Genomic DNA, 19,252 nt, shown 5'->3' with positions numbered 1-19,252 from the left:
TTGAAGAAATGCTCCTGGCCAACATTCACATGAATGTCAACCAAAGGAATCCGTCAAAAATGACGGGGTTGTGCATCATGCACTGGCTTTTAGCACACTGTTGAGTTCTCAAGAAACGCACACGTACACCAGAGGAACATGGCCGGCCAGGCCGTGTGACTCAGGGGTGTCTATGCACCATTCTCGCAGATTTCCGTTCTTGTGTCAAATTCTCCCTGTTTTGGGAGCTTGACTGCGATACGGTCATCGTACAGGAATCCAAACCGCCCCAAATCTGGGGCAACCCCTCTAACTTACCCGATCGGACTGCGGCTGGCAAACCGCGATCCAAATTGGCTGGTTATACGGGGTATCGGCTGTTCCCGGGCAAGACGCACCCCAGCTGCCGAAGCGGAGAGGTGGATTGCGCCGGGCCATGCCGACTCCAGAAGACTAACAGTTCCGGCGAGTGCTCACGCCGCAAACCGCGCGCCGATGGCTGACAACCATCCAGGTCACTCGCGCATCTAAGTAGCACCGGGCGATCGGGTGGCCCAGCACGGCGGTATGAGCAAGCCGATGTCAACCCATCCGCAATCGCCACCGGTTACGAATCAAGATGCGGGAGTCACCGCCGGCGCCAACCAGACGCCTGGACTCCCGTCGTGGAGGTGGCCATCATGACGCAGCGGTCGGAGTTCGACGACATCCGCGCGCACCTCGCGGCCGAGGCCGCGCACGCGGGCGACTTGCTTCGCATAGCGCGTGAGCTGCTGGACGACCTTGAGCAGGTTCGCATGCGGGAAGCGACCTTGCGCACCTACTACCTCGCGCTGCTGACCGCCTCCCGGGCAAGCGTCGCCGCGCAGCAGACGGGTGCCGAGAACCCGCTGCTCTTTGTGATCCACGAGCTCGCCAAGCACGGCCAGTTGCCCTCCGGCGAGGAGGTCGGCCGGATCCTGTCCGACGCCAAGGCCGCCCAGGAGCTGCTGGCCGCCATCGGCGAGACCCCGGTTCCGCCGCGGCGCAGGGGTGGCCCCGCCAGCAGCCGGCTGCGCCGGTGTGTGGGCATCAGCCGCTCGTTGCCGCACTGATCCTTCTGCCTCCCGATGCGGATGACGGTCGTTTGACCGTCATCGCCCGGGAAGGCCTTCGCGCAGCCTTGGTTGCGCTTGACTAACCGGACCACAGTCCAGATTTGTCCTCCGCGAGTTCGGCCCGACAGAAGAAGGCCTGGCAAGCGGCTCGATCCCCCGTCCAGCTGAAAAGATCCGGATCTTCTGAAGCGTCCAGATCTTCTGGATGTGCTCAGATCTCCGAAAGAGCCGTGAACACCGTCCGTGAAAAGCGAAAGGCCCGGAGTCTCCTCCGGGCCTTTCCTTGGTAGCGGGGACAGGATTTGAACCTGCGACCTCTGGGTTATGAGCCCAGCGAGCTACCGAGCTGCTCCACCCCGCGTCGGTATCTCTAGGCTATCCACACCTACGGACCAAGGCAAATCAACAGGCCGCCGGCCCGGGAACGACCAGGTCAGAGGACCTCATCGTGGTCGGCACCCCCTCTCCGCGGCCGACGTTCCGGCGCCGCCTCGGTGATCTCCGGCAGGAGCGGTGGACGCGCCAGGAAATGGAATCCCACGATGCCGAGAAAACAATAAGGCCACGGTCTCCAGAATCTGGAGGCCGTGGCCTTCGTAGTAGCGGGGACAGGATTTGAACCTGCGACCTCTGGGTTATGAGCCCAGCGAGCTACCGAGCTGCTCCACCCCGCGTCGGCTTGCTCTGCAATCTTATCCATGGCTCAGAGGCGAGGCAAACCAAATAGGAAAACCCCCGTACCCGGCCGGGTACGGGGGTTCCCAAGCCCGGGCTATGGCCCGGCGGAAGGTGATGCCGAGGCGGTGGGTGACGGCGACGCCGAGGGCGAGGCCGACGCAGAGGCCGGGGTGGTGGTCGGGAGCTTGGCCAGCTCGTCCAGGGCCGCCTTCAGCGCGGCTTGGGCGGTGCCGTAGGCGGCCCAGTCGGGCGGATTGGCGGAGAGAGCCTTCTGGGCGTCCTCGTACGCCTTCTGGGCCTTGTCGAGGGTCGCGGTGAGGCTGGCGGTCTCGGGGGTGGGGTCGGGTTTGGTCTCCGGCTGGGTGTCGGGCTCGTCGGTGCCGGGTGTCGGCGTCAGGTTGCCGCCGAAGACCTGCTGGAGGGCTTCCTGCAGGTTGTTACCGAAGCCGACCTTCTCGCCGTACAGGACCAGGACCTTCTGGAGCGTCGGGAAACGTCCGGAGGTCTCCTCCTTGGGCTGCACGTAGACGGGTTCCACGTAGAGCAGGCCGCCGCCGAAGGGCAGGGTGAGGAGGTTCCCGTACAGCACCTCCGTCGCGCCGCCGGTGCCGCGCAGCAGGTTGAGCTGCTGGGAGACCGTGGTGTTGGAGAGGAAGGTGTTCTGCGCCTGCGGGGGACCCTGGATGGCCGTGTTGCTCGGCAACTGCAGGATCTCCAGCTTGGCGTCCGGCCCGGCCGTGGCGTCCACCGCCATGAAGGCCGCCATGTTCTGCCGCCCGTTCGGCACGAAGGTCGTGGTCAGCGAGAACTTCTCCTCGGTCCGGCCGGGCATCTTCATGGTCACGTAGTACGGCGGCTGCTTGCTCTTCTTGGTGGCCGGGTCCTCGGGCACCTTCCAGAAGTCCTGGCCGCTGAAGAACGCGTTGGCGTCGGTCACGTGGTACTGGGTGAGGATCTCCCGCTGGGCCTTGAACAGGTCGGCCGGGTAGCGCAGGTGGTTGCGGAGTTCGGGGGAGATCTCCGAGGCCGGCCGGATGATGCCGCCGAACGCCTTCTGCCAGGTCTTCAGGACCGGGTCGGAGGAGTCCCACTCGTAGAGGGTGACGGTGCCGTCGTAGGCGTCGACGGTGGCCTTCACCGAGTTCCGCATGTAGTTGATGATGTCCCGGGGCAACTGCGGCACCCCGAGGCGCGAGGTGGACACGTCGGTGGTGAGCGTCTCCAGGCTCTTGGGCTCCGAGTACGGGTAGGCGTCGGAGGTGGTGTAGGCGTCCACGATCCAGACGATCCGCCCGCCGACCACGGCCGGGTAGGGGTCGCGGTCCAGGGTGAGGAAGGGCGCCACCTGCTGGATGCGCTCGATCGGCTCCCGGATGTAGAGGATGCGGGAGTCGGTGTTGATGTTGGAGTTGAGCAGCAGGTTGGTCTCACCGTACTTCAGCGCGTACAGGAAGCGGTTGAAGATGCCGCCGACGGAGACGCCGCCCCTGCCGGTGTAGGTGTTGTTCTTCTGGCCGCTGCTGCCCTGCTCGGGGTAGTCGAGCTCGACGGGCGTGGTGCCGGGTTCGCCGCCGACGATCGAGTACTCGGGCGAGTTCTCGCCGAAGTAGACCCGGGGCTCGTACTCACCGAGGTTGCCCGTGGGCGGGATGTCCTTCTCGGTGAAGTTCGGCACGCCGCTGTTGTCCACCTGGTTGCCGGGGGCGGCGACGAAGCCGAAGCCGTGGGTGTAGACCAGGTGGTCGTTGATCCAGTTGCGCTGGGCCTCCGGCGGCAGGCCCATCTCGCGGACGGCCACCACGGTGTCCTGGAACTTGCCCTCGGACGTCGGGTACCGGTCGATGTCGAGCTGCTCGGGGAACTGGTAGTAGCCCCTGATCTGCTGCTTCTGCTGGTAGGTCGGGGAGAGCAGGCTGGGGTCGAGCAGCCGCATGCCGGGGATGGAGGCCGACTCGCTCTGCAGCACCTCCGCCGAGGCGTCGGTCTTGGCGCTGTACTGCGTCACCACGGTCTTGTCGACCCCGTACGCATTACGGGTGGCGTCGATGTTCCGTTTGATGAACGTGCTCTCCTTGGCCTGCTGGTTGGGCCGGACCTGGAACTGCTCCACCAGCGCCGGGTAGACCCCGCCGATCAGCACGGCGGAGAGCACCAGTAGTCCGAGGGACACCCCGGGGAGCATGGCGCCCGGCCGGACCACGCCGGCGAAGAAGAGCACGGCGCAGATCAGCGAGATGACGGCCAGGATGCCCTTGGCCGGCAGCACCGCGTTGATGTCGGTGAAGGAGGCCCCGAACACCTTGCCCCGGTCGGAGAAGACCAGACCGTACCGGTCAAGGAAGTACGCCGCCGCCTTGAGCAGCACGAAGACGCCGAGCAGCACCGACATGTGGGACCTGGCCGCGCGGGAGGCGTGCACCCCGCCGGGGGTCTGGATGCGGAAGCCGCCGTACAGGTAGTGCACCAGGGCGGCCGCGATGATGGACAGGATCACCGCGGTGAACAGGAAGTTGAGCACCATCCGGAGGAACGGATAGGTGAACATGAAGAACGACAGGTCCATCCCGAACTCGGCGTCCTTCTGCCCGAACGGCGTGCCGTTCTGGAAGAGCAGCCAGGTCCGCCACTGCCCGGCGGTGGAGGAACCGGCGAACAGGCCGAGGATGGCCATGCCGATCAGGAAGACCACCTTGCGGTGCGGGTCCACGGCCAGGCGGTAGCGGTCGGCGCCCTGGGCGTTGCCGAACATCCCGGGCCCGAACATGGGGCGCACCCGGTGCGCCAGCGTCATGTTGCCGCCCACGATGCCGACCATCAGAATGGCCCCGGCCAGGAACAGCAGCACCTGGGTCAAGATCATGGTTGAGAAGACGCCGGTGAAGTCCACCGAGTCGAACCACAGGTAGTCCGTGTAGATCCCGGCGAAGATGAACAGCCCAACCACGAGCACCATCAGGGTGATCGCGACGGGTATGAGCAGTCGCGGCCGGCGGGGCAGACGCATCGCCCGACCGGTACCGGGGCTCCGGAAGCTCAACGCCAACCCCTTAAATGTCAGTGCACGTTAAAACTCCGTGCACGAGCACAACGGTCCGTGCCTGGCAACCTACACCGCGAAAAGCGCAGGTGTGGTTTCAGGAGCAGGCCGGTACCGTCCCGGATCCGGTGCGCAGCGCGTCCAGCGCCTTGATCGCTCCGTCCAGCGTCTCAACCTTTACCAAGCGCAACCCGTCGGGGACCGCGCCGACGGCCGCGGCGCAGTTGGCGGCCGGGGTGAGGAAGATCGTGGCGCCGGCCTTGCGGGCGCCGACCATCTTCTGCTCGATGCCGCCGATCGGGCCGACCTTGCCGCCCGGCTCCATGGTGCCGGTCCCGGCGATGGCCTTGCCGCCGGTGAGCGGGCCGGGGGTGAGCTTGTCGTAGATGCCGAGCGAGAACATCAGGCCGGCGCTGGGGCCGCCCACGTCGCCGACGCTGAAGTTGACCTTGAACGGGAACTCGTAGCTCATGCCCATGCGCACGCCGACGATGGCCTTGCCGTCCGGCCCGGCGATGGTGGTGATCGGCACCTCGGTCTCGCCGGTCTTGCCGTCTTCGCCGGTCTTGCTCTGGACGGTGAACACCACCTGCTCGCCGGGCTTGTGCTTCTGCACGGCCGTCGCGACGGCGGTGGTGTCGGCGGTGGGGACCTGGTCGACCGCGACGATCACGTCCCCCGGCTTGAGCTTGCCCTCGGCGGGGCTGCCCTTCTCGGTGGTGCTGACCTTGATCACGTTCTTCACGGGGATCTGCAGCTGGTTGAGCGCGGCGGCGGTGGCGGTCTCCTGGGAGCCCGCCATCTCGGCGGTGTTCTCCTCCTCGACCTGCTTGACCGTACGCTCCCGAGGGAAGATCGTCTCCTCCGGGACCACCGCGATGGTGTTGTCGAACCAGCCACGCAACGCGGTCAGCAGGCCGATGCGGTTGCCCGGCCCGCCCTGGTAGGCGACGGTGACCAGGCTGAGCTGGCCGCTGGTGGGGTAGGTCTGGCGGCCCTCCACGTTGATGACCGGTTTGCCCTTCACGTCGCCGAGCGTGTTCTCGGTCGGCCCGGGGCTCAGCACCACGTACGGCACCGGCAGCAGGGCCCCGCCGACGGCCAGCGCCAGCGTGAGGAAACCGGCCACGATCAGGGTCAGGGCACGTCGAGTCACGCGGGAAGCTCTTCTCGTCTCAGGCGTCCTGGCAGGCACCGACCCATTCGGCCGAGCCGTCCGTGAACTGCTGGTTCTTCCAGATGGGGACCTCGCGCTTGAGGTCGTCGATGAGTTGCCGCGCGGCGGTGAACGCCTCGGCCCGGTGGGGGGCGGCGACCGCGACGATCACGGCGATCTCGCCGAGTGCCAGGTCGCCGGTCCGGTGCACGGCGGCCAGCGCGGTCACCGGGTGGTCGGCGGCGACCTTCTCGGCCACCCGGCGCAGCTCGGCCTCGGCGCTCGGGTGCGCGGAGTAGGCGAGCCGGGTGACCGGCCTGCCCTGGTCCTGCTCCCGGACCGTGCCGATGAACAGCGCGGTCCCGCCGGCGGCGTGGTCGGCCACGGCCGCGAGCACCTCGTCTGCGGAGAGCGCGGTGTCGCGGATCGCGAGCAAGCGGATGACGTCCACCGGCTGAGTCTAAGTCCTCTCCCGCTAAGCCTTCTTCTTGCGTCGGGCGGCACGCACGATGGCGGCGGTGCCGATGACGGCCACCGTGGCGCCGGCCGCGGTGAGCGTGGCGTCCTTGCCGGAGAGGCGGCGGCCGACCACGGCGTGCCGGCCCTCGCGGTGGGCGAGCAGTTCCTGCAGCGCGGCCTCGTTGGTCCAGGTGGGCTTCCAGCCGGCCTGGTGCAGGCTGGTGGTGGCCACCACCCACGGATAGACGACGTAGTGCAGGTCGGTGGCGGGGGCCGGGGTGAGGCCGAGCCGGTGCAGCCGCTGGGCGGTGCTGAAGGTGAGCCCGGCGGGCAGCTCGAACCGGCGCAGGCCGGAGGCCTCCTCCACCTGCTCCATCTCCAGCCAGCCGTCGGAGCCGACCGCGACCACGCCGGTGACCTGGCCGAGCGCGGCCACCTCCAGGGCGGAGACCAGGTCGTCCATATGGCAGAACTGCCAGCGCGGCAGGCAGCCCTTGACCACCAGCAGGCGCGGGGCCTCGAAGTGGCGGGTGACCACGGTGTCCACGTCGGGACCGACCAGGGCGGCCGGGCGGAGCACGGTCACCTCCAGGCCGGGGTGGGCGCGCAGCGCCCGGCGGGCCAGCGACTCGATCTCCAGGTAGTCGCCGACCACGCCCGTGTCGGGTTCGGCGGCCACGGCCGCGTCCTCGGCCAGCGGGACCGGGTTGTCGGCGGCGGCGCCGTAGACCATGGCGCTGGTGACCAGCACCACCCGGCGCACCCGCGCGGCGGCGGAGGCGGTCAGCACGGTCTGGGCGGCTCTGATGTTGTACGCCCGGCGTTCGACCGGATCGGCGTCGAGCGCGTAGTTTCCGGCCAGGTGCACCAGTACGTCAACATCCGAAATGCGGTTCGCCAAGAGCGGATCGCGGATGTCAAGGACCCGCCAGGTGACGTCGGTGACGTCGCCGCGCTGGTCGTCGATGGCCACAACGCGGCGGAAATCCGCAGACGAGGCCACTTTGGCGAGGAACACCCGACCTATCCCTGAGGCGGCGCCGGTGACGGCGACGACGGGCGGACGATGGCGTTTCGAGGTCGGCACGAGGTCCTCACTTTGCACTGATCCGCCCCACGGCGGATAACGTGGCGGATGTGGACTCCTCCATCCTGCACGAGGTGGCGCGGTGACTGATCTGCCAGGTCGCGAAAACGACCCCAACGAGAACCCGTTCGCCATGTTCGGCAACCCGGAGCAGATCGCCTCGGCGATGCGGCAGTTCGCCGACATGCTCTCGGCGGCGCCCAGCTCCGGGCCGGTGAACTGGGACATGGCCAAGAACATCGCCAGGCACGCGGTGGTCGCCGAGGGTGGTGATCCGAGCGTGATGGAGGGCGAGCGACGTCAGATCGCCGACGCCCTGAATCTGGCGGACCTTTGGCTGAACGAGGCGACGACTTTGCCCAGCGGGGTGTCGGCGCCGCAGGCGTGGAGCCGGTCGGAGTGGATCGAGAAGACCACCCCGGTCTGGCAGCAGCTGTGCGATCCGGTCGCGGCCAAGATGGTCGAGACCATGGGCGGCACGCTGGGCGCCTCCGGGCTGCCCGCCGAGGCCCAGGCGATGGCCGGGCCGCTGATGGGCATGCTCAAACAGATGGGCGGCATGATGGTCGGTCAGCAGATCGGCCAGGCCCTCGGCACGCTGGCCCGGGAGGTGATCGGCTCCACCGACATCGGCCTGCCGCTGTCGGACACGGCCGCGCTGCTGCCCGGCGGCATCGCCGCCTTCAGCGAGGGCCTGGAGATCCCGGCCGAGGAGATCCGCATCTACCTGGCGCTGCGCGAGGCGGCCCACCACCGGCTCTTCCAGCACGTGCCCTGGCTGCGCTCGCACCTGCTGGGCGCGGTGGAGGAGTACGCCAGGGGCATCAACGTGGACATCTCCGCGCTGGAGGAGAAGCTGCGCGGGGTGGACGTGAACAACCCCGAGAAGCTCCAGGAGCTGCTGACCGGCGGCGACCTGCTGAAGCCGGAGGAGACCGAGCGGCAGAAGGCGGCGCTGGCCCGGCTGGAGACGGCGCTGGCGCTGGTGGAGGGCTGGGTGGCCACCGTGGTGGACGCCGCGGCGGCCGGCAAGCTCCCCTCGGCCTCGGCCCTGGCCGAGACGGTGCGGCGGCGCCGCGCCACCGGCGGTCCCGCCGAGCTGACCTTCGCCACCCTGGTGGGCCTGGAGCTGCGGCCCCGGCGGCTGCGCGAGGCGGCCACGCTGTGGCGACTGCTCGGCGAGGAGCGCGGCGTGGACGGGCGGGACGCGATCTGGAGCCACCCGGACCTGATGCCGGAGGCGGCCGACCTGGACGATCCCACCGGGTTCGTACGCGAGCGGGATGACTTCGATCTGTCCCAGCTTGATGAGAAACCCGATGATAAGCCGGACGGCGCTCCCGAATAGGCGGTTGCGCGCCGAGTAGGCTCCGCTGGGTGAGCCTGCACTACGACGCTGTGACGACCCTGGAGTCCTGGACCGCGCCCTCCCAGACGGAGGAGCTGCTCCGCAAGGAGTTTCTGGCCCATCTGGCCGAGCACCCGGACGGGATGTGGCGCGAATGCGTGCCCGGCCATCTGACCGCCACCACCGCGGTGCTCTCCCACGACGGCGCCAAGGTGCTGCTCACGCTGCACCCGAAGGCGGGCATGTGGCTGCCGATGGGCGGCCACTGCGAGCCCGGCGACACCTCGCTGGCGGGGGTGGCGCTGCGCGAGGCCGTCGAGGAGTCGGGCATCGCGGGGCTGCGGCTGCTGCCGGGCCCGCTGGCGCTGGACCGGCACGAGGTCTGGTGCCACCCGCCGCAGTGCTGGCACCTGGACGTGGAGTACGGCGCGGTGGCCCCGCCCGGCGCGGAGGCGGTGATCAGCGAGGAGTCGCTGGACCTGCGCTGGTTCCCGGTGGCGGACATCCCCGAGCTGAGCGACGAGGCGACGCGCCGGCTGGCTCGGCGGGCGCGGGCGGCGCTTGCACCGAATCTCGACGATTCCCGCACCGGGGACGCGCGACCCGCTGGCTAGGGTCGGGGTGACAAGGGGGCCGAACAGCGAGGAGCGCGGTCGTTGGCGGACGTCACGGAGGTGGGGGGCACCGTCACGACCCCTGAGCCCGGAAAACGGCGGTTCATCTGGTTGCTGGTGGTGCCCTGCGCGGTCTGGGCGCTGCTGCGGGCCGCCGGGATCGAGCTGGGCGGCCTGGGGGCGATTCTCAGCACCGTCACGCCGTACGTGGGGCTGGTGGCCGTGGTGGCGCTGCTGGTGGCGGCGCTGGCCCGGAAGTGGGCGGCGGCGGTGGCGGGGCTGGTGGCGGTGATCGCGCTGGCGGCCACCGTGCTGCCGCGGGCGGTGCCCGCCGCCCAGCCCGCCGCGGACGGCCCCGTGTTGCGGGTGCTGACGCTGAACCTGATGATCGGCCAGGCCGACACCGGCGCGGTGCTTGAGCTGGTACGGCGGCTGCGCCCGGACGTGCTGAGCCTGCAGGAGCTGACCCCGGGGGCGGCGGCGCGGCTGAGCGAGGGCGGGCTGGCCGAGCTGCTGCCCCACCAGCACGCCCAGCCGGCCTGGGGAGCGTCGGGCAGTGCCGTCTACGCGCGTTTCCCGATCGAGCCGCTGCCCGAGTTCGCCCCGGCGCACGGCCACCGCATGCCGTTCGGGCGGATCGAGGTGCCCGGGGCGGGGCCGGTGGAGGTGGCGGCGGTTCACCCGGTCAACCCGCTCCGGCAGGGGGTGCCGCCCTGGCGGAAAGGGCTGCGGTCGATGCCGGGGCCGGATCCCGGCGCGATCCGCATTCTCGTGGGGGATTTCAACGCGACTCAGGACCATGCGGAGTTCCGCCGGGTGCTGGATCTCGGGTACGTGGACGCGGCGGCGGCCACCGGGAGCGGCCTGGCGCCGACCTGGCCGGCCATGTGGCGGCTGTTGCCGCCGGTGATCACCATCGACCATGTGCTGGCCGATCCCCGGGTGCGGGTGCTGGCCACCGGCCTGCACACCGTTCCGGGGACCGACCATCGGGCGCTGCTGGCCGAGCTGCGGCTACCGGAGAAGGCGCCGAACGGTTAGCTGAGCAGGGCCCGGGTGTTCTCCCAGCCCTCCAGGCCCGGGTCCAGCCGGGCGAGGTCGGCGGGCCCGCGCAGCCGGTGCCAGCCGGGCCCGGTGGCCACCCGGCGCGGGCCGGGAGCCTGGCCGCGCAGGTGGCGGACCACGTCGGGGTGGTCGAAGTCCAGGTCGGCCCAGGCGGGGAAGGGCAGCCGGGCGGCGACGGCGACGGCTCCCCCGTTCTCGGCCGGGCAGACCGCCAGCTCGGCCCGGCCCAGCTCGCGGAAGAGCTTCCCGATCAGCAGCGGCGGCAGGTCGGGCGCGTCGGCGCTGACCACCACGGCCTCGTCGGCGGTGGGCAGCGCGGCGAACGCCTTGGCCGGGGAGCCGATCTCGATCACCGGTGTGCCCGGCCAGGCGATCTCCTCAAGCCCCGCCACCCCGGCGGTCAGGATGACCGGCCGGACCAGGTCCAGGCCGGCCACGATCTCGTAGGTGTCCTCGGCGAGGGCACGCAGGAAGTCAGCGGGCGCGACCCCGGGAGGCGTTGCCGACCCCAGGGCAGGAGTAACGAGCACCGCCGCGATACGATCAGTCAACATTCCTCCGCGGAGCCGCTAGCCGCCATGGAGAATCCTTCAAGGAAACCGCGCGCCCGCTCGGCCTTGGGGTAACGTTCCACCAGCGCCCAGAAGCGGGGGCCGTGACTCGGTACGAGCAGGTGCACCAGCTCGTGCATGATCACGTAGTCGACCACCCAGGCGGGCATACCCCGCAGTCGGGCCGACAGGCGGATCGTGCCATGATCGGGGGTACAGGAGCCCCAGCGGTGCAGCTGGTTCTCCACCCAGCGCACGCTGGCGGGTTCGGCCCGCCCGTCCAGGTAGCGCGTGGAGAGCTCTCTGGCGCGATCCAGCAGGTCGTCGTCGCTGGGGCGTTTTCGCTGCTCCTTGGCCGCAAGGCGATCGAGCATGCGGCGTACCCACTGTTCTTCGTCGGTCGTGCTGAGACCAGCGGGGAGCAACACGATGGTCTTGTCACCATCGCGGTATGCGGAAACGGTTCGCCGCCGACGTGCGCTCCGACGAACCTCGACTGTCTCGGGGGGCACATATGCAAGGTATCCGACACGCGCGGAATTCCACAGGGGGTACATCACGTTCTCCCTGGTCAATCAACGTTTCCCTGATGTTAAACAGCCCCGCTGACCTCCTCCGTTATCCACAGGGCGGAAAAAACCTGCCCGTGAGAAGAAAGAAGTATGGCAGCGTCTCGCGGCTATGGGACGCCATGAAGAAGCACCGCGCCGCCCCCGCGTCAAACCCGCGCTTCGCGTGCTGGCGCGGGATTCCCGCACTCTCCAGTTCGGCCGCCACCCCGCCCGCGCGGTGCTGCTCACCGAGGTGGAACCGCAGGTACGGCGCCTGATCGAGCACCTGGACGGCACCCGGACGCTGGCCCAGGCGATCGCCCTAAGCGAAATCGACGAGCACACCGCCGGGGAGACGGTCCGGCTGCTGGCCGCGCGCGGCCTGCTGGAGGACGCGACGGTCCGCCCACCCGCGTTCTCCCCGGCCGAGCGGGAGCGGCTGGCCCCCGACCGTCTGGTCCTGTCGCTGGCCGCCACCGACGGCGGCTGGGGCGCGCTGGAGCGCCGCCGCCGCGCCGGAGTCCGGGTGTACGGCCTGGGCCGGGTGGGCGCCCAGGTGGCCACGCTGCTGGCGGCGGCCGGAGTCGGGCGGCTCTGCGTGCTCGACCCCGCCCCCACCCGGCGGGAGGACCTGGCCCCGGGCGGGCTGACCGGCGCGGAGCTGGGCGCGGCGCGGGAGGACGGGGTGCTCGCCCGGGCCCGCGTGGTGGCCCCGGAAGTGCACGCCTGGCCGGGGCGACAGGCGGCCGGCCTGGGCGACGGCGCGCCGGGACCCGACCTGGTGATCCTGACCGGCGCGCCGGACCCGCTGCTGGTCCGGGAGCTGACCGCGCGGCGCATCCCCCACCTGGTGGCCGGGTGCGAGGAGGGCTGCGGCGAGGTGGGGCCGCTGGTGCTGCCCGGCGTCACCGCCTGCCTGGACTGCCGGGACCTCGGCCGCCGGGACGCCGACCCCGGCTGGGTGTTCACCACACCCTCGGCGAGCGGGGAGAGCAGCTGTGACACGGTGCTGGCCGCCCTGGTGGCGGCGCTGACGGCCGGTCACGCGCTGGCGTTCCTGGACGGGACAGGGCCAGGTGTGAGCAACAGCACAGTCGAAATTTCCGCTGATTTTCGCTGGCGACAACGGGCCTGGTCACGCCATCCGCAATGTCGTTGTAGTCGAAAGGACCAGGCTGCGCTAACAATGGTCCGGTGAACGACCTTCCGCGCAACGCCGTCACCCGCTCGGCGAAACTGGCGGCGCTGCCCCTGGGCTTCGCCGGCCGTACCGCTCTGGGCCTCGGGAAACGTATCGGCGGCAAGTCCGCGGAACTGGTCGCCCAGGAGATACAGCAGCGCACCGGCGAGCAGATCTTCCGCATCCTCGGGGAGCTCAAGGGCGGCGCGATGAAGCTCGGCCAGGCATTGTCGATCTTCGAGGCGGCGCTGCCGCCGGAGGTCGCCGGGCCGTACCGGGCAACGTTGACCCGGTTGCAGGAGGCGGCGCCGCCGCTGCCGGTGGGCACCGTGCACCGGGTGCTGGCCGATCAGCTGGGCGAGGACTGGCGGGAGAACTTCCTGGATTTTCACGACACGCCCACCGCGGCGGCCTCCATCGGGCAGGTGCACCGGGCGGTCTGGCACGACGGGCGCGCGGTGGCGGTGAAGATCCAGTACCCGGGGGCGGGGAAGGCGCTGCTGTCGGATTTCAATCAGCTGGCCCGGCTGGGCAAGCTCTTCGGGGCGCTGCTGCCGGGCCTGGACATCAAGTCGGTGTTGAGCGAGCTCAGGGAGCGGGTGGCGGAGGAGCTCGACTACTTCCAGGAGGCCGAGGCGCAGCACGCGTTCGCCCTGGAGTACAAGGACGATCCGGATTTCTGCGTGCCCGACGTGATCGCGGCCAACGAGCAGGTGCTGGTGACCGAGTGGCTGGACGGCACGCCGCTGTCCCGGGTGATCAGCGAGGGCACGACCGAACAGCGGGACCGGGCGGGGTTGTTGCTCGTCCGTTTCTTGTTCTCCTCACCCGCCCGGGTGGGCCTGCTGCACGCCGACCCGCACCCGGGCAACTTCCGCTGGCTGCCGGACGGGCGGCTCGGGGTGCTCGACTTCGGCGCGGTCAACCGGCTGCCGGACGGGTACCCGCCGATGTTCGGGCGGCTCACCCGGATCTTCAACCAGGGTGACATGGACACCGTGGTGCAGGGGCTGCGCGATGAGGGGTTCATCCTCCCGCACATCACGGTGGACGTGGAGGCGCTGCGCGCCTTCCTGTCGCCGTACGTGGAGCCGACCCAGGTGGAGGAGTTCGCCTTCAGCCGGGAGTGGCTCCAGGCGCAGGCCGCCAGCGTGGCCGACCTACGCCCGACCAACGTGGTGCGCCAGCTCAACCTGCCGGCCTCGTACGTGCTGATCCACCGGGTGCACGCGGCCGGGGTCGGGGTGCTCTGCCAGCTGGGGACCACCGCCCGGTTCCGGGACGAGGTCATCACCTGGGTGCCGGGCTTCGCGGACAGCGAGCCCAGAAACAAGCCCGGAAGCGAATCTCAAGGCGAATAGGGAAAGGCCCGGGCCATGAGGCCCGGGCCTTTCAGTAGCTGCCTATACGCGGGCGAGCGCCGCGCGGAGACGGGCGGAAGCGCGCTCGGCCTGCCGGCGTGCCTTCTGCACGTTCCGAACTCGGCTGGCGATGCGATGCTCCGCGGCCTCCTGGTGGAGGCCTTGTATTCGCTCGTCTACCAGTTCCTTGTAGAGGGACGAGCCGGTGATGGCCTGGATATTCATGTCGGTTCTGCTTTCTGTGAAGTGAAGAAGTCGGCTGAGGACTACGCGGCGACGGGAGTCTTGCGGGGACGCCCGCGCGGCCGCTTCCGGGGAACGATCGTTCCCCGCAGGATGAGTTCGCCGCCCCAGACGCCCCACGGCTCCTCGCGCTCCAGCGCGCGGGCCAGGCAGGCCTCCCGGATCGGGCAGCCTCCGCAGAGCGCCTTGGCGAACTCCACGTCCTCCGGAGACTCGGCGAACCACAGGTCGGGCTCGGTACGACAGGGGATCTCGGCTTCGATCAGGTCCATGACCGGGGCCGCCATCTGCGTCACCTTCTTTGGAATCGGGTTGGTCGGTTGTCCTCTTCGGTGCGGGGATACGTGGCCAGAGAAACAAGAAGGCCGCGGATCCGATGTGCGGATCCGCGGCCTGGAGACAGAGACCTGTCAGGTTATGACTGGTTCTCTCCAGGCGTACTGCGGACCCGGCACTCCGCCATTCGGGTAGGCGTTGTGGCTGGTCTGCGCATCGGCCATCCGCCGGGCCGTCCGGACCGGGGTGACGTCGACGCGGGTGGTGTGAGCAGTGGACATACGGGTGGCGCGGAAGCCGTGGGATTCCGGCCGTAGGGCCTTCTCCTGGTGCAGTTTCGACTGCGGCGCAGCAGCAGCGAGCGCAGTGGGAGCGGCGGGACGGACGGCGGCGAGCCACGGCAGAGCGGGCAGGCCGGACACGGCGAAGACGTCGCCTCTGCCGATCGCGTAAGTGCTCTCCACTTGACTCACCTCCATCTCAGATTTCCCTTCGCCGGACAGGACCGTCCGGCTGACTTGTCCATGACCCTAATCGTGAACCCGGTACCCCGGCAACCTATTTTCCACCTGCGATTTTGTGGATTTTTCGGGGGTCAGCCCACCCGGATCATGCACTCCTGCACCACCGACACCGCGAGATCCCCTGCGGGCGTGAACATCTGGCCGCGGGCCAGTCCGCGGGCGTTCCCCGACCACGGGGACTCCTGCGCGTACAGGACCCAGTCGTCGACCCGGAGCGGCGCGTGGAACCACATGGCGTGGTCCAGTGAGGCCCCGGTGATGTCGGAGACGCCCCAGGCCAGGCCGTGCGCCAGCAGCACGGTGTCCACCAGGGTGTAGTCCGAGGCGTATGCGGCGAGCACCACGTGCAGCAGCGGGTCGTCGGGCAGCTCGGCGTCGTACCGGAACCAGACGTTGTGCTCGGCGCTGATCAGGCGGGGGTCCCGCTGGGCCTCCCAGGTGAGGCTGTCGACGTAGCGGACGTCCACCGGGCGGGGGCGGTTCACCCAGTCGGCCCACTCGGGGTCCTCGCCGAGCAGGGGGCGCATGCGCTCCTGGAAGGTGGGCAGGGTCGCCGGTTCCGCCGCGGCGGGCATGATCGCCGCCTGGTGATGCAGTCCCTCCTCGTGGATGTGGAAGGAGGCCGACATGGTGAAGATCGCCTTGCCGTGCTGGATGGCGACCACCCGCCGGGTGGTGAAGGAGCGCCCGTCCCGCACCCGTTCCACGTTGTAGACGATCGGGACGGCCGGGTCGCCCGGCCGGATGAAGTAGGCGTGCAGCGAGTGCACCTGCCGTCCGGCCGGCACGGTACGGCCGGCCGCGACCAGCGCCTGGGCCGCCACCTGCCCGCCGAAGACCCGCTGGATGCGTTCCTCGGGGCTGCGCCCGCGGAAGATGTCGAGTTCGATCTGCTCCAGGTCGAGCAGGTCGAGCAGCTCTTTCAGGGCCGCGTTCACACGTCCTCCCGGGTCACCCTCCGGCAAAGCTCCAGTACGGCTTGGCCGTATCGCTCTAGTTTGACCCGTCCGATGCCCGCAATCGACAGCAGCGCCGCCTCACTGGCGGGCACCCGCTCGGCGATGGCCTGGAGGGTCACATCCGTGAAGATCACGTACGTGGGGACCTTGCTCTCCTTGGCGGTGGCCGCCCGCCACGCCTTCAGGCTCTCCAGCAGCGCCTCGTCGAAGAGGGCCGGGCAGCCCGCGCACCGGCCCAGCTTCTGCTCGGCCGCGACCGCCAGGGTGCGCCCGCAGACCCTGCACTGCACGGGCGCGGCCAGCGGGCGCCGGACGGCGGGGGCAGGGGCAGTGGTGCGCGGGGCGGGCGCGGCGGCGGAGGACAGGCCGTCCAGGAAGCGGGACGGGCGGCGGGCGCGGCGGGCGGCGGGCGTGCGGGCCAGCGCCCAGGACAGGTGGAGGTGCTCGCGGGCCCGGGTCACCCCCACGTAGAGCAGACGGCGTTCCTCCTCCACCTGCTCGGGGGACTCGGCGTAGACGATGGGCAGCATGCCGTCGTGGACGCCGACCAGGAAGACCGCGTCCCATTCCAGCCCTTTGGCGGCGTGCAGCGAGGCCAGCGTGACCCCCTCGAGCGCGGGCGCGTGCTGCTCGGCGGCCCGGCGTTCCAGCTCGGCCACGAAGGCGGACAGGTCGGCGCCGGTGGCGGCGAGGTCCTCGGCCAGGTCGGCCAGCGCCCGCAGCGACTCCCATCGGGCGCGTTCCGTGACGCCGGACGGGGGCTCGTGGGTGAGGCCGACGCCGGAGAGGATGTCGTGCACGGCGGGGGCCAGCGGCCCGGCCTCGTTGGCGGAGCGGAGCGCGGCGCGCAGCATCACCACCGCCTTGCGCACCTCGGGCCGCTCGAAGAAGCGTTCCGCGCCACGCACCAGGTAGGGCACCCCCGACTCGGCGAACGCCTGCTCGTACGCCTCCGACTGGGCGTTGATCCGGAAGAGCACGGCGATCTCCCGGGTTGGCACGCCGTCGGCCATCAGCTTCTTGACGGTCAGGGCCACCCCGAGCGCCTCGGCGGGCTCGTCGTCGTACTCGGTGAAGACCGGTTGCGGCCCGGACGGGCGCTGGGCGACCAGGTCCAGCCGGTGCACCGACCTGGCCATCACGCGGTTGGCCAGGGAGACCACCTCGGGCGTCGACCGGTAGTCGCGGACCAGGCGGACCACCTTGGCCCCGGGGTGCTCCACCGCGAAGTTGGTCAGGTAGTGCGGGGTGGCGCCGGTGAAGGAGTAGATGGTCTGGTTGGGGTCGCCCACCACGCACACGTCGTCCCGCCCGCCCAGCCAGGTGTCCAGCAGCAGCTTCTGGAGCGGGTTGACGTCCTGGTACTCGTCCACCACGAAGTACCGGTACTGAGCCCGGATCTGCGCGGCCACCTCCCGGTGTTCGGTCATCACGGCGGCGGTGAGCTCCAGGATGGTCTCGAAGTCGACCAGGTGACGGCGGCGGCGCAGGTCCTCATACGCCAGGTAGAGGCGGGCCACCTCCTCGGCGGGGACCGGCGGGGTGCGGCGGGCCTTGACGGCGGCGGCCGGGTAGTCCTCCGGTCCGATCTGGGTGACCTTGGCCCACTCGATCTCGCCGGCCACGTCGCGCAGTTCGGCCCGCTCGGGGCTGCGGCGCAGCTGCCGGGCGGCCTCCACCAGCAGCGGCAGCTTGGACTCCACCACCTGGGGCGGGTCGCCGCCGATCACCCTCGGCCAGAAGTAGGTGAGCTGGCGCAGGGCCGCCGCGTGGAAGGTGCGGGCCTGCACGCCGGGCGCGCCCAGCCGGCGGAGCCGTTGCTTGAGCTCGCCGGCCGCCCGGTTGGTGAAGGTGACCGCCAGCACGCTCTGCTGGTCGGCCGCGCCGGACTGTACCGCGTACGCGATCCGGTGGGTGATGGCCCGGGTCTTGCCGGTGCCGGCCCCGGCCAGCACGCAGACCGGGCCGCGGACCGCCAGGGCGACCTCCCGCTGTTCCGGATCGAGTCCCGCCAATACGTCCAAAAGCCGCTCTCCAACGTGCGCGATGACCGGGTCTGCTGGCATCATCCTTCCAGCAGCCGACCAAGCGTGTCCCAGGACCCGGTCAGCGGCGAGCAAAACAGGATCCGGTTCGGGAGGAAGAGGACCTTGAAAGCAGCCCTTGGTGTCGGCGCGCTCGCTCTCGCGACCGTCCTGCTCGCCGCACCGGCGACGGCGACCGCCAACACGGCCGTTCCGGTGACCACCAAGGGCGGAGATCCGTCTCCCAGCGCATCCGAATCCCCCGTCCCGCTCCCCGCCACCGAGGAGAAGGGCACCTTCTCCTACGGCAAGCACGTCCGGCAGCGCATGGACGTCTGGTGGCGGAAGGACGGCGTGCGCCGCCCGGCGGTCTTCGTGGTGCACGGCGGCTGGTGGGCCAGCGGCGACAAGAAGTACATGACCGAGGTGAGCCGGAGCTACTTCCAGCTCGGCTACGTGGTGATCAACATCAACTACCGGCTGGCGGGGGACGCCGCCTGGCCGGCCCAGCGGGTGGACGCGCTGAACGCCATCGCCACCATGCGGCGGCACGCGGCCCAGTTCAACATGGACCCCGACCGGTACGTGATGATCGGCTTCTCGGCCGGCGGGCACATCGCGGCCGCGGTCGGCACCTACGGCAACGGGCAGCCCGGGTTACGCGGGGTGGTCGGGATCTCGCCGGTGATCTCGCCGCTCACCGCGTACTTCGACGGGGACGAGGGCGCCACGCCGGAGCAGCGGAAGTTACGCCGCTCGGCGATCGCGCTGGCCGGCAAGTGCGAGCCGACCGAGTGCCCGCGGACCTGGAACAGCATGGAGATCCCCTACCACGCCAGCGAGGGGGACGCGCCGGTGCTCACCGTGCACTCCACCGACGAGTTCGTGCCGCCCTACCAGAGCGAGATGCTGAAGCAGGCGCTGAACGAGGTCGGGGTGGCGATGAACATCCGGGCGATCGCCGGGGCGCAGCACAGCAGCCCGCTCTATCGGGAGCCGGGGGTGGCCGAGGCCGTGCAGTCCTGGGTCATCGCACGGCTGGCCCGCTGACCGGGAACACCAG

At 70.0% G+C, this 19,252-nt stretch carries 17 protein-coding genes and 2 tRNA genes; 7 read left to right on the top strand and 12 right to left on the bottom strand.

The features are described 5' to 3' along the window. Positions 1–659 precede the first annotated feature (659 nt). Positions 660–1,073: a hypothetical protein gene (locus KIP79_RS41735; protein WP_214110572.1), complete on the top strand. Its 414-nt coding sequence runs from the start codon at positions 660–662 to the stop codon at positions 1,071–1,073. Between the two features lie 287 nt (positions 1,074–1,360). Here the strand turns inward: KIP79_RS41735 and KIP79_RS41730 are convergent. From KIP79_RS41730 to KIP79_RS41705, 6 genes are all read right to left on the bottom strand, one after another. Next, positions 1,361–1,437: transfer RNA gene (locus KIP79_RS41730), tRNA-Met, on the bottom strand. A 239-nt stretch (positions 1,438–1,676) separates the two neighbouring features. Continuing rightward, positions 1,677–1,750, bottom strand: a tRNA-Met gene (locus KIP79_RS41725). A 98-nt stretch (positions 1,751–1,848) separates the two neighbouring features. Continuing rightward, positions 1,849–4,758, bottom strand: coding sequence for a UPF0182 family membrane protein (locus KIP79_RS41720; protein ID WP_214110571.1), 2,910 nt, complete (start codon positions 4,756–4,758; stop codon positions 1,849–1,851). A 130-nt stretch (positions 4,759–4,888) separates the two neighbouring features. Then, complete coding sequence (locus tag KIP79_RS41715; RefSeq protein ID WP_214110570.1) at positions 4,889–5,947, bottom strand: YlbL family protein; 1,059 nt, start codon at positions 5,945–5,947, stop codon at positions 4,889–4,891. 19 nt (positions 5,948–5,966) lie between these two features. Beyond that, positions 5,967–6,398: a molybdenum cofactor biosynthesis protein MoaE gene (locus tag KIP79_RS41710; RefSeq protein ID WP_214110569.1), complete on the bottom strand. Its 432-nt coding sequence runs from the start codon at positions 6,396–6,398 to the stop codon at positions 5,967–5,969. Positions 6,399–6,422: 24 nt separating this feature from the next. Then, a complete protein-coding gene (locus KIP79_RS41705) occupies positions 6,423–7,511 on the bottom strand; it encodes an NAD-dependent epimerase/dehydratase family protein (RefSeq protein WP_308170178.1) in 1,089 nt (362 codons plus the stop codon). Positions 7,512–7,575: 64 nt separating this feature from the next. On the opposite strand from KIP79_RS41705, the gene KIP79_RS41700 reads away from it, so the two are divergent. The 3 genes from KIP79_RS41700 to KIP79_RS41690 are packed head-to-tail and all read left to right on the top strand — an operon-like array spanning position 7,576 to position 10,496. Beyond that, positions 7,576–8,841 (top strand): zinc-dependent metalloprotease, encoded by a 1,266-nt coding sequence (locus KIP79_RS41700; RefSeq protein ID WP_372453751.1) that lies wholly within the window; start codon positions 7,576–7,578, stop codon positions 8,839–8,841. A 29-nt stretch (positions 8,842–8,870) separates the two neighbouring features. Next, complete coding sequence (locus KIP79_RS41695; protein ID WP_214110567.1) at positions 8,871–9,455, top strand: NUDIX hydrolase; 585 nt, start codon at positions 8,871–8,873, stop codon at positions 9,453–9,455. A 42-nt stretch (positions 9,456–9,497) separates the two neighbouring features. Continuing rightward, positions 9,498–10,496 carry an endonuclease/exonuclease/phosphatase family protein gene (locus KIP79_RS41690; RefSeq protein WP_214110566.1) on the top strand — a complete coding sequence of 333 codons (999 nt, stop codon included), beginning with the start codon at positions 9,498–9,500 and terminating at the stop codon, positions 10,494–10,496. On the opposite strand, the gene KIP79_RS41685 is transcribed toward KIP79_RS41690, so the two are convergent. Then, positions 10,493–11,074, bottom strand: a complete 582-nt coding sequence (locus tag KIP79_RS41685) for a glycosyltransferase family protein (protein WP_214110565.1) — start codon at positions 11,072–11,074, stop codon at positions 10,493–10,495. The two genes, KIP79_RS41690 and KIP79_RS41685, sit on opposite strands and share 4 nt — an antisense overlap. Continuing rightward, positions 11,068–11,583 (bottom strand): M48 metallopeptidase family protein, encoded by a 516-nt coding sequence (locus KIP79_RS41680; protein ID WP_214110564.1) that lies wholly within the window; start codon positions 11,581–11,583, stop codon positions 11,068–11,070. Before KIP79_RS41680 ends, KIP79_RS41685 begins: the two co-directional genes overlap by 7 nt. A 169-nt stretch (positions 11,584–11,752) precedes the next feature. Here KIP79_RS41680 and KIP79_RS49075 point away from each other — a divergent pair, with 169 nt between their 5' ends. Beyond that, entirely contained in the window at positions 11,753–12,820 is a 1,068-nt protein-coding gene (locus KIP79_RS49075; protein WP_214110563.1) for a ThiF family adenylyltransferase, read from the top strand. Beyond that, positions 12,817–14,163 carry an ABC1 kinase family protein gene (locus KIP79_RS41670; protein ID WP_214110562.1) on the top strand — a complete coding sequence of 449 codons (1,347 nt, stop codon included), beginning with the start codon at positions 12,817–12,819 and terminating at the stop codon, positions 14,161–14,163. The genes KIP79_RS49075 and KIP79_RS41670 overlap by 4 nt, the downstream gene beginning before the upstream one ends. 266 nt (positions 14,164–14,429) lie before the next feature. On the opposite strand, the gene KIP79_RS41665 is transcribed toward KIP79_RS41670, so the two are convergent. The 4 genes from KIP79_RS41665 to KIP79_RS41650 form a co-directional block, all read right to left on the bottom strand. Continuing rightward, on the bottom strand, positions 14,430–14,693 hold the full coding sequence (locus KIP79_RS41665) for a WhiB family transcriptional regulator (protein ID WP_155341624.1): 264 nt from the start codon (positions 14,691–14,693) through the stop codon (positions 14,430–14,432). A 123-nt stretch (positions 14,694–14,816) separates the two neighbouring features. Beyond that, positions 14,817–15,146 (bottom strand): hypothetical protein, encoded by a 330-nt coding sequence (locus tag KIP79_RS41660; RefSeq protein ID WP_214110561.1) that lies wholly within the window; start codon positions 15,144–15,146, stop codon positions 14,817–14,819. 131 nt (positions 15,147–15,277) lie between these two features. Continuing rightward, entirely contained in the window at positions 15,278–16,144 is an 867-nt protein-coding gene (locus tag KIP79_RS41655; RefSeq protein WP_214110560.1) for an acyl-CoA thioesterase, read from the bottom strand. Then, positions 16,141–18,189 (bottom strand): ATP-dependent DNA helicase UvrD2, encoded by a 2,049-nt coding sequence (locus tag KIP79_RS41650; protein WP_372453750.1) that lies wholly within the window; start codon positions 18,187–18,189, stop codon positions 16,141–16,143. Before KIP79_RS41650 ends, KIP79_RS41655 begins: the two co-directional genes overlap by 4 nt. 126 nt (positions 18,190–18,315) lie before the next feature. On the opposite strand from KIP79_RS41650, the gene KIP79_RS41645 reads away from it, so the two are divergent. Beyond that, positions 18,316–19,239 (top strand): alpha/beta hydrolase, encoded by a 924-nt coding sequence (locus KIP79_RS41645; RefSeq protein ID WP_250214720.1) that lies wholly within the window; start codon positions 18,316–18,318, stop codon positions 19,237–19,239. Positions 19,240–19,252: the final 13 nt, after the last annotated feature.

The sequence above is a fragment of the Acrocarpospora catenulata genome (genome assembly GCF_018476525.1).
In the GTDB taxonomy this organism is placed as follows: domain Bacteria; phylum Actinomycetota; class Actinomycetes; order Streptosporangiales; family Streptosporangiaceae; genus Acrocarpospora; species Acrocarpospora catenulata.
The sequence above is the reverse complement of the archived record's forward strand: the minus strand, read 5'-3'. Positions and strand labels throughout refer to the sequence as shown.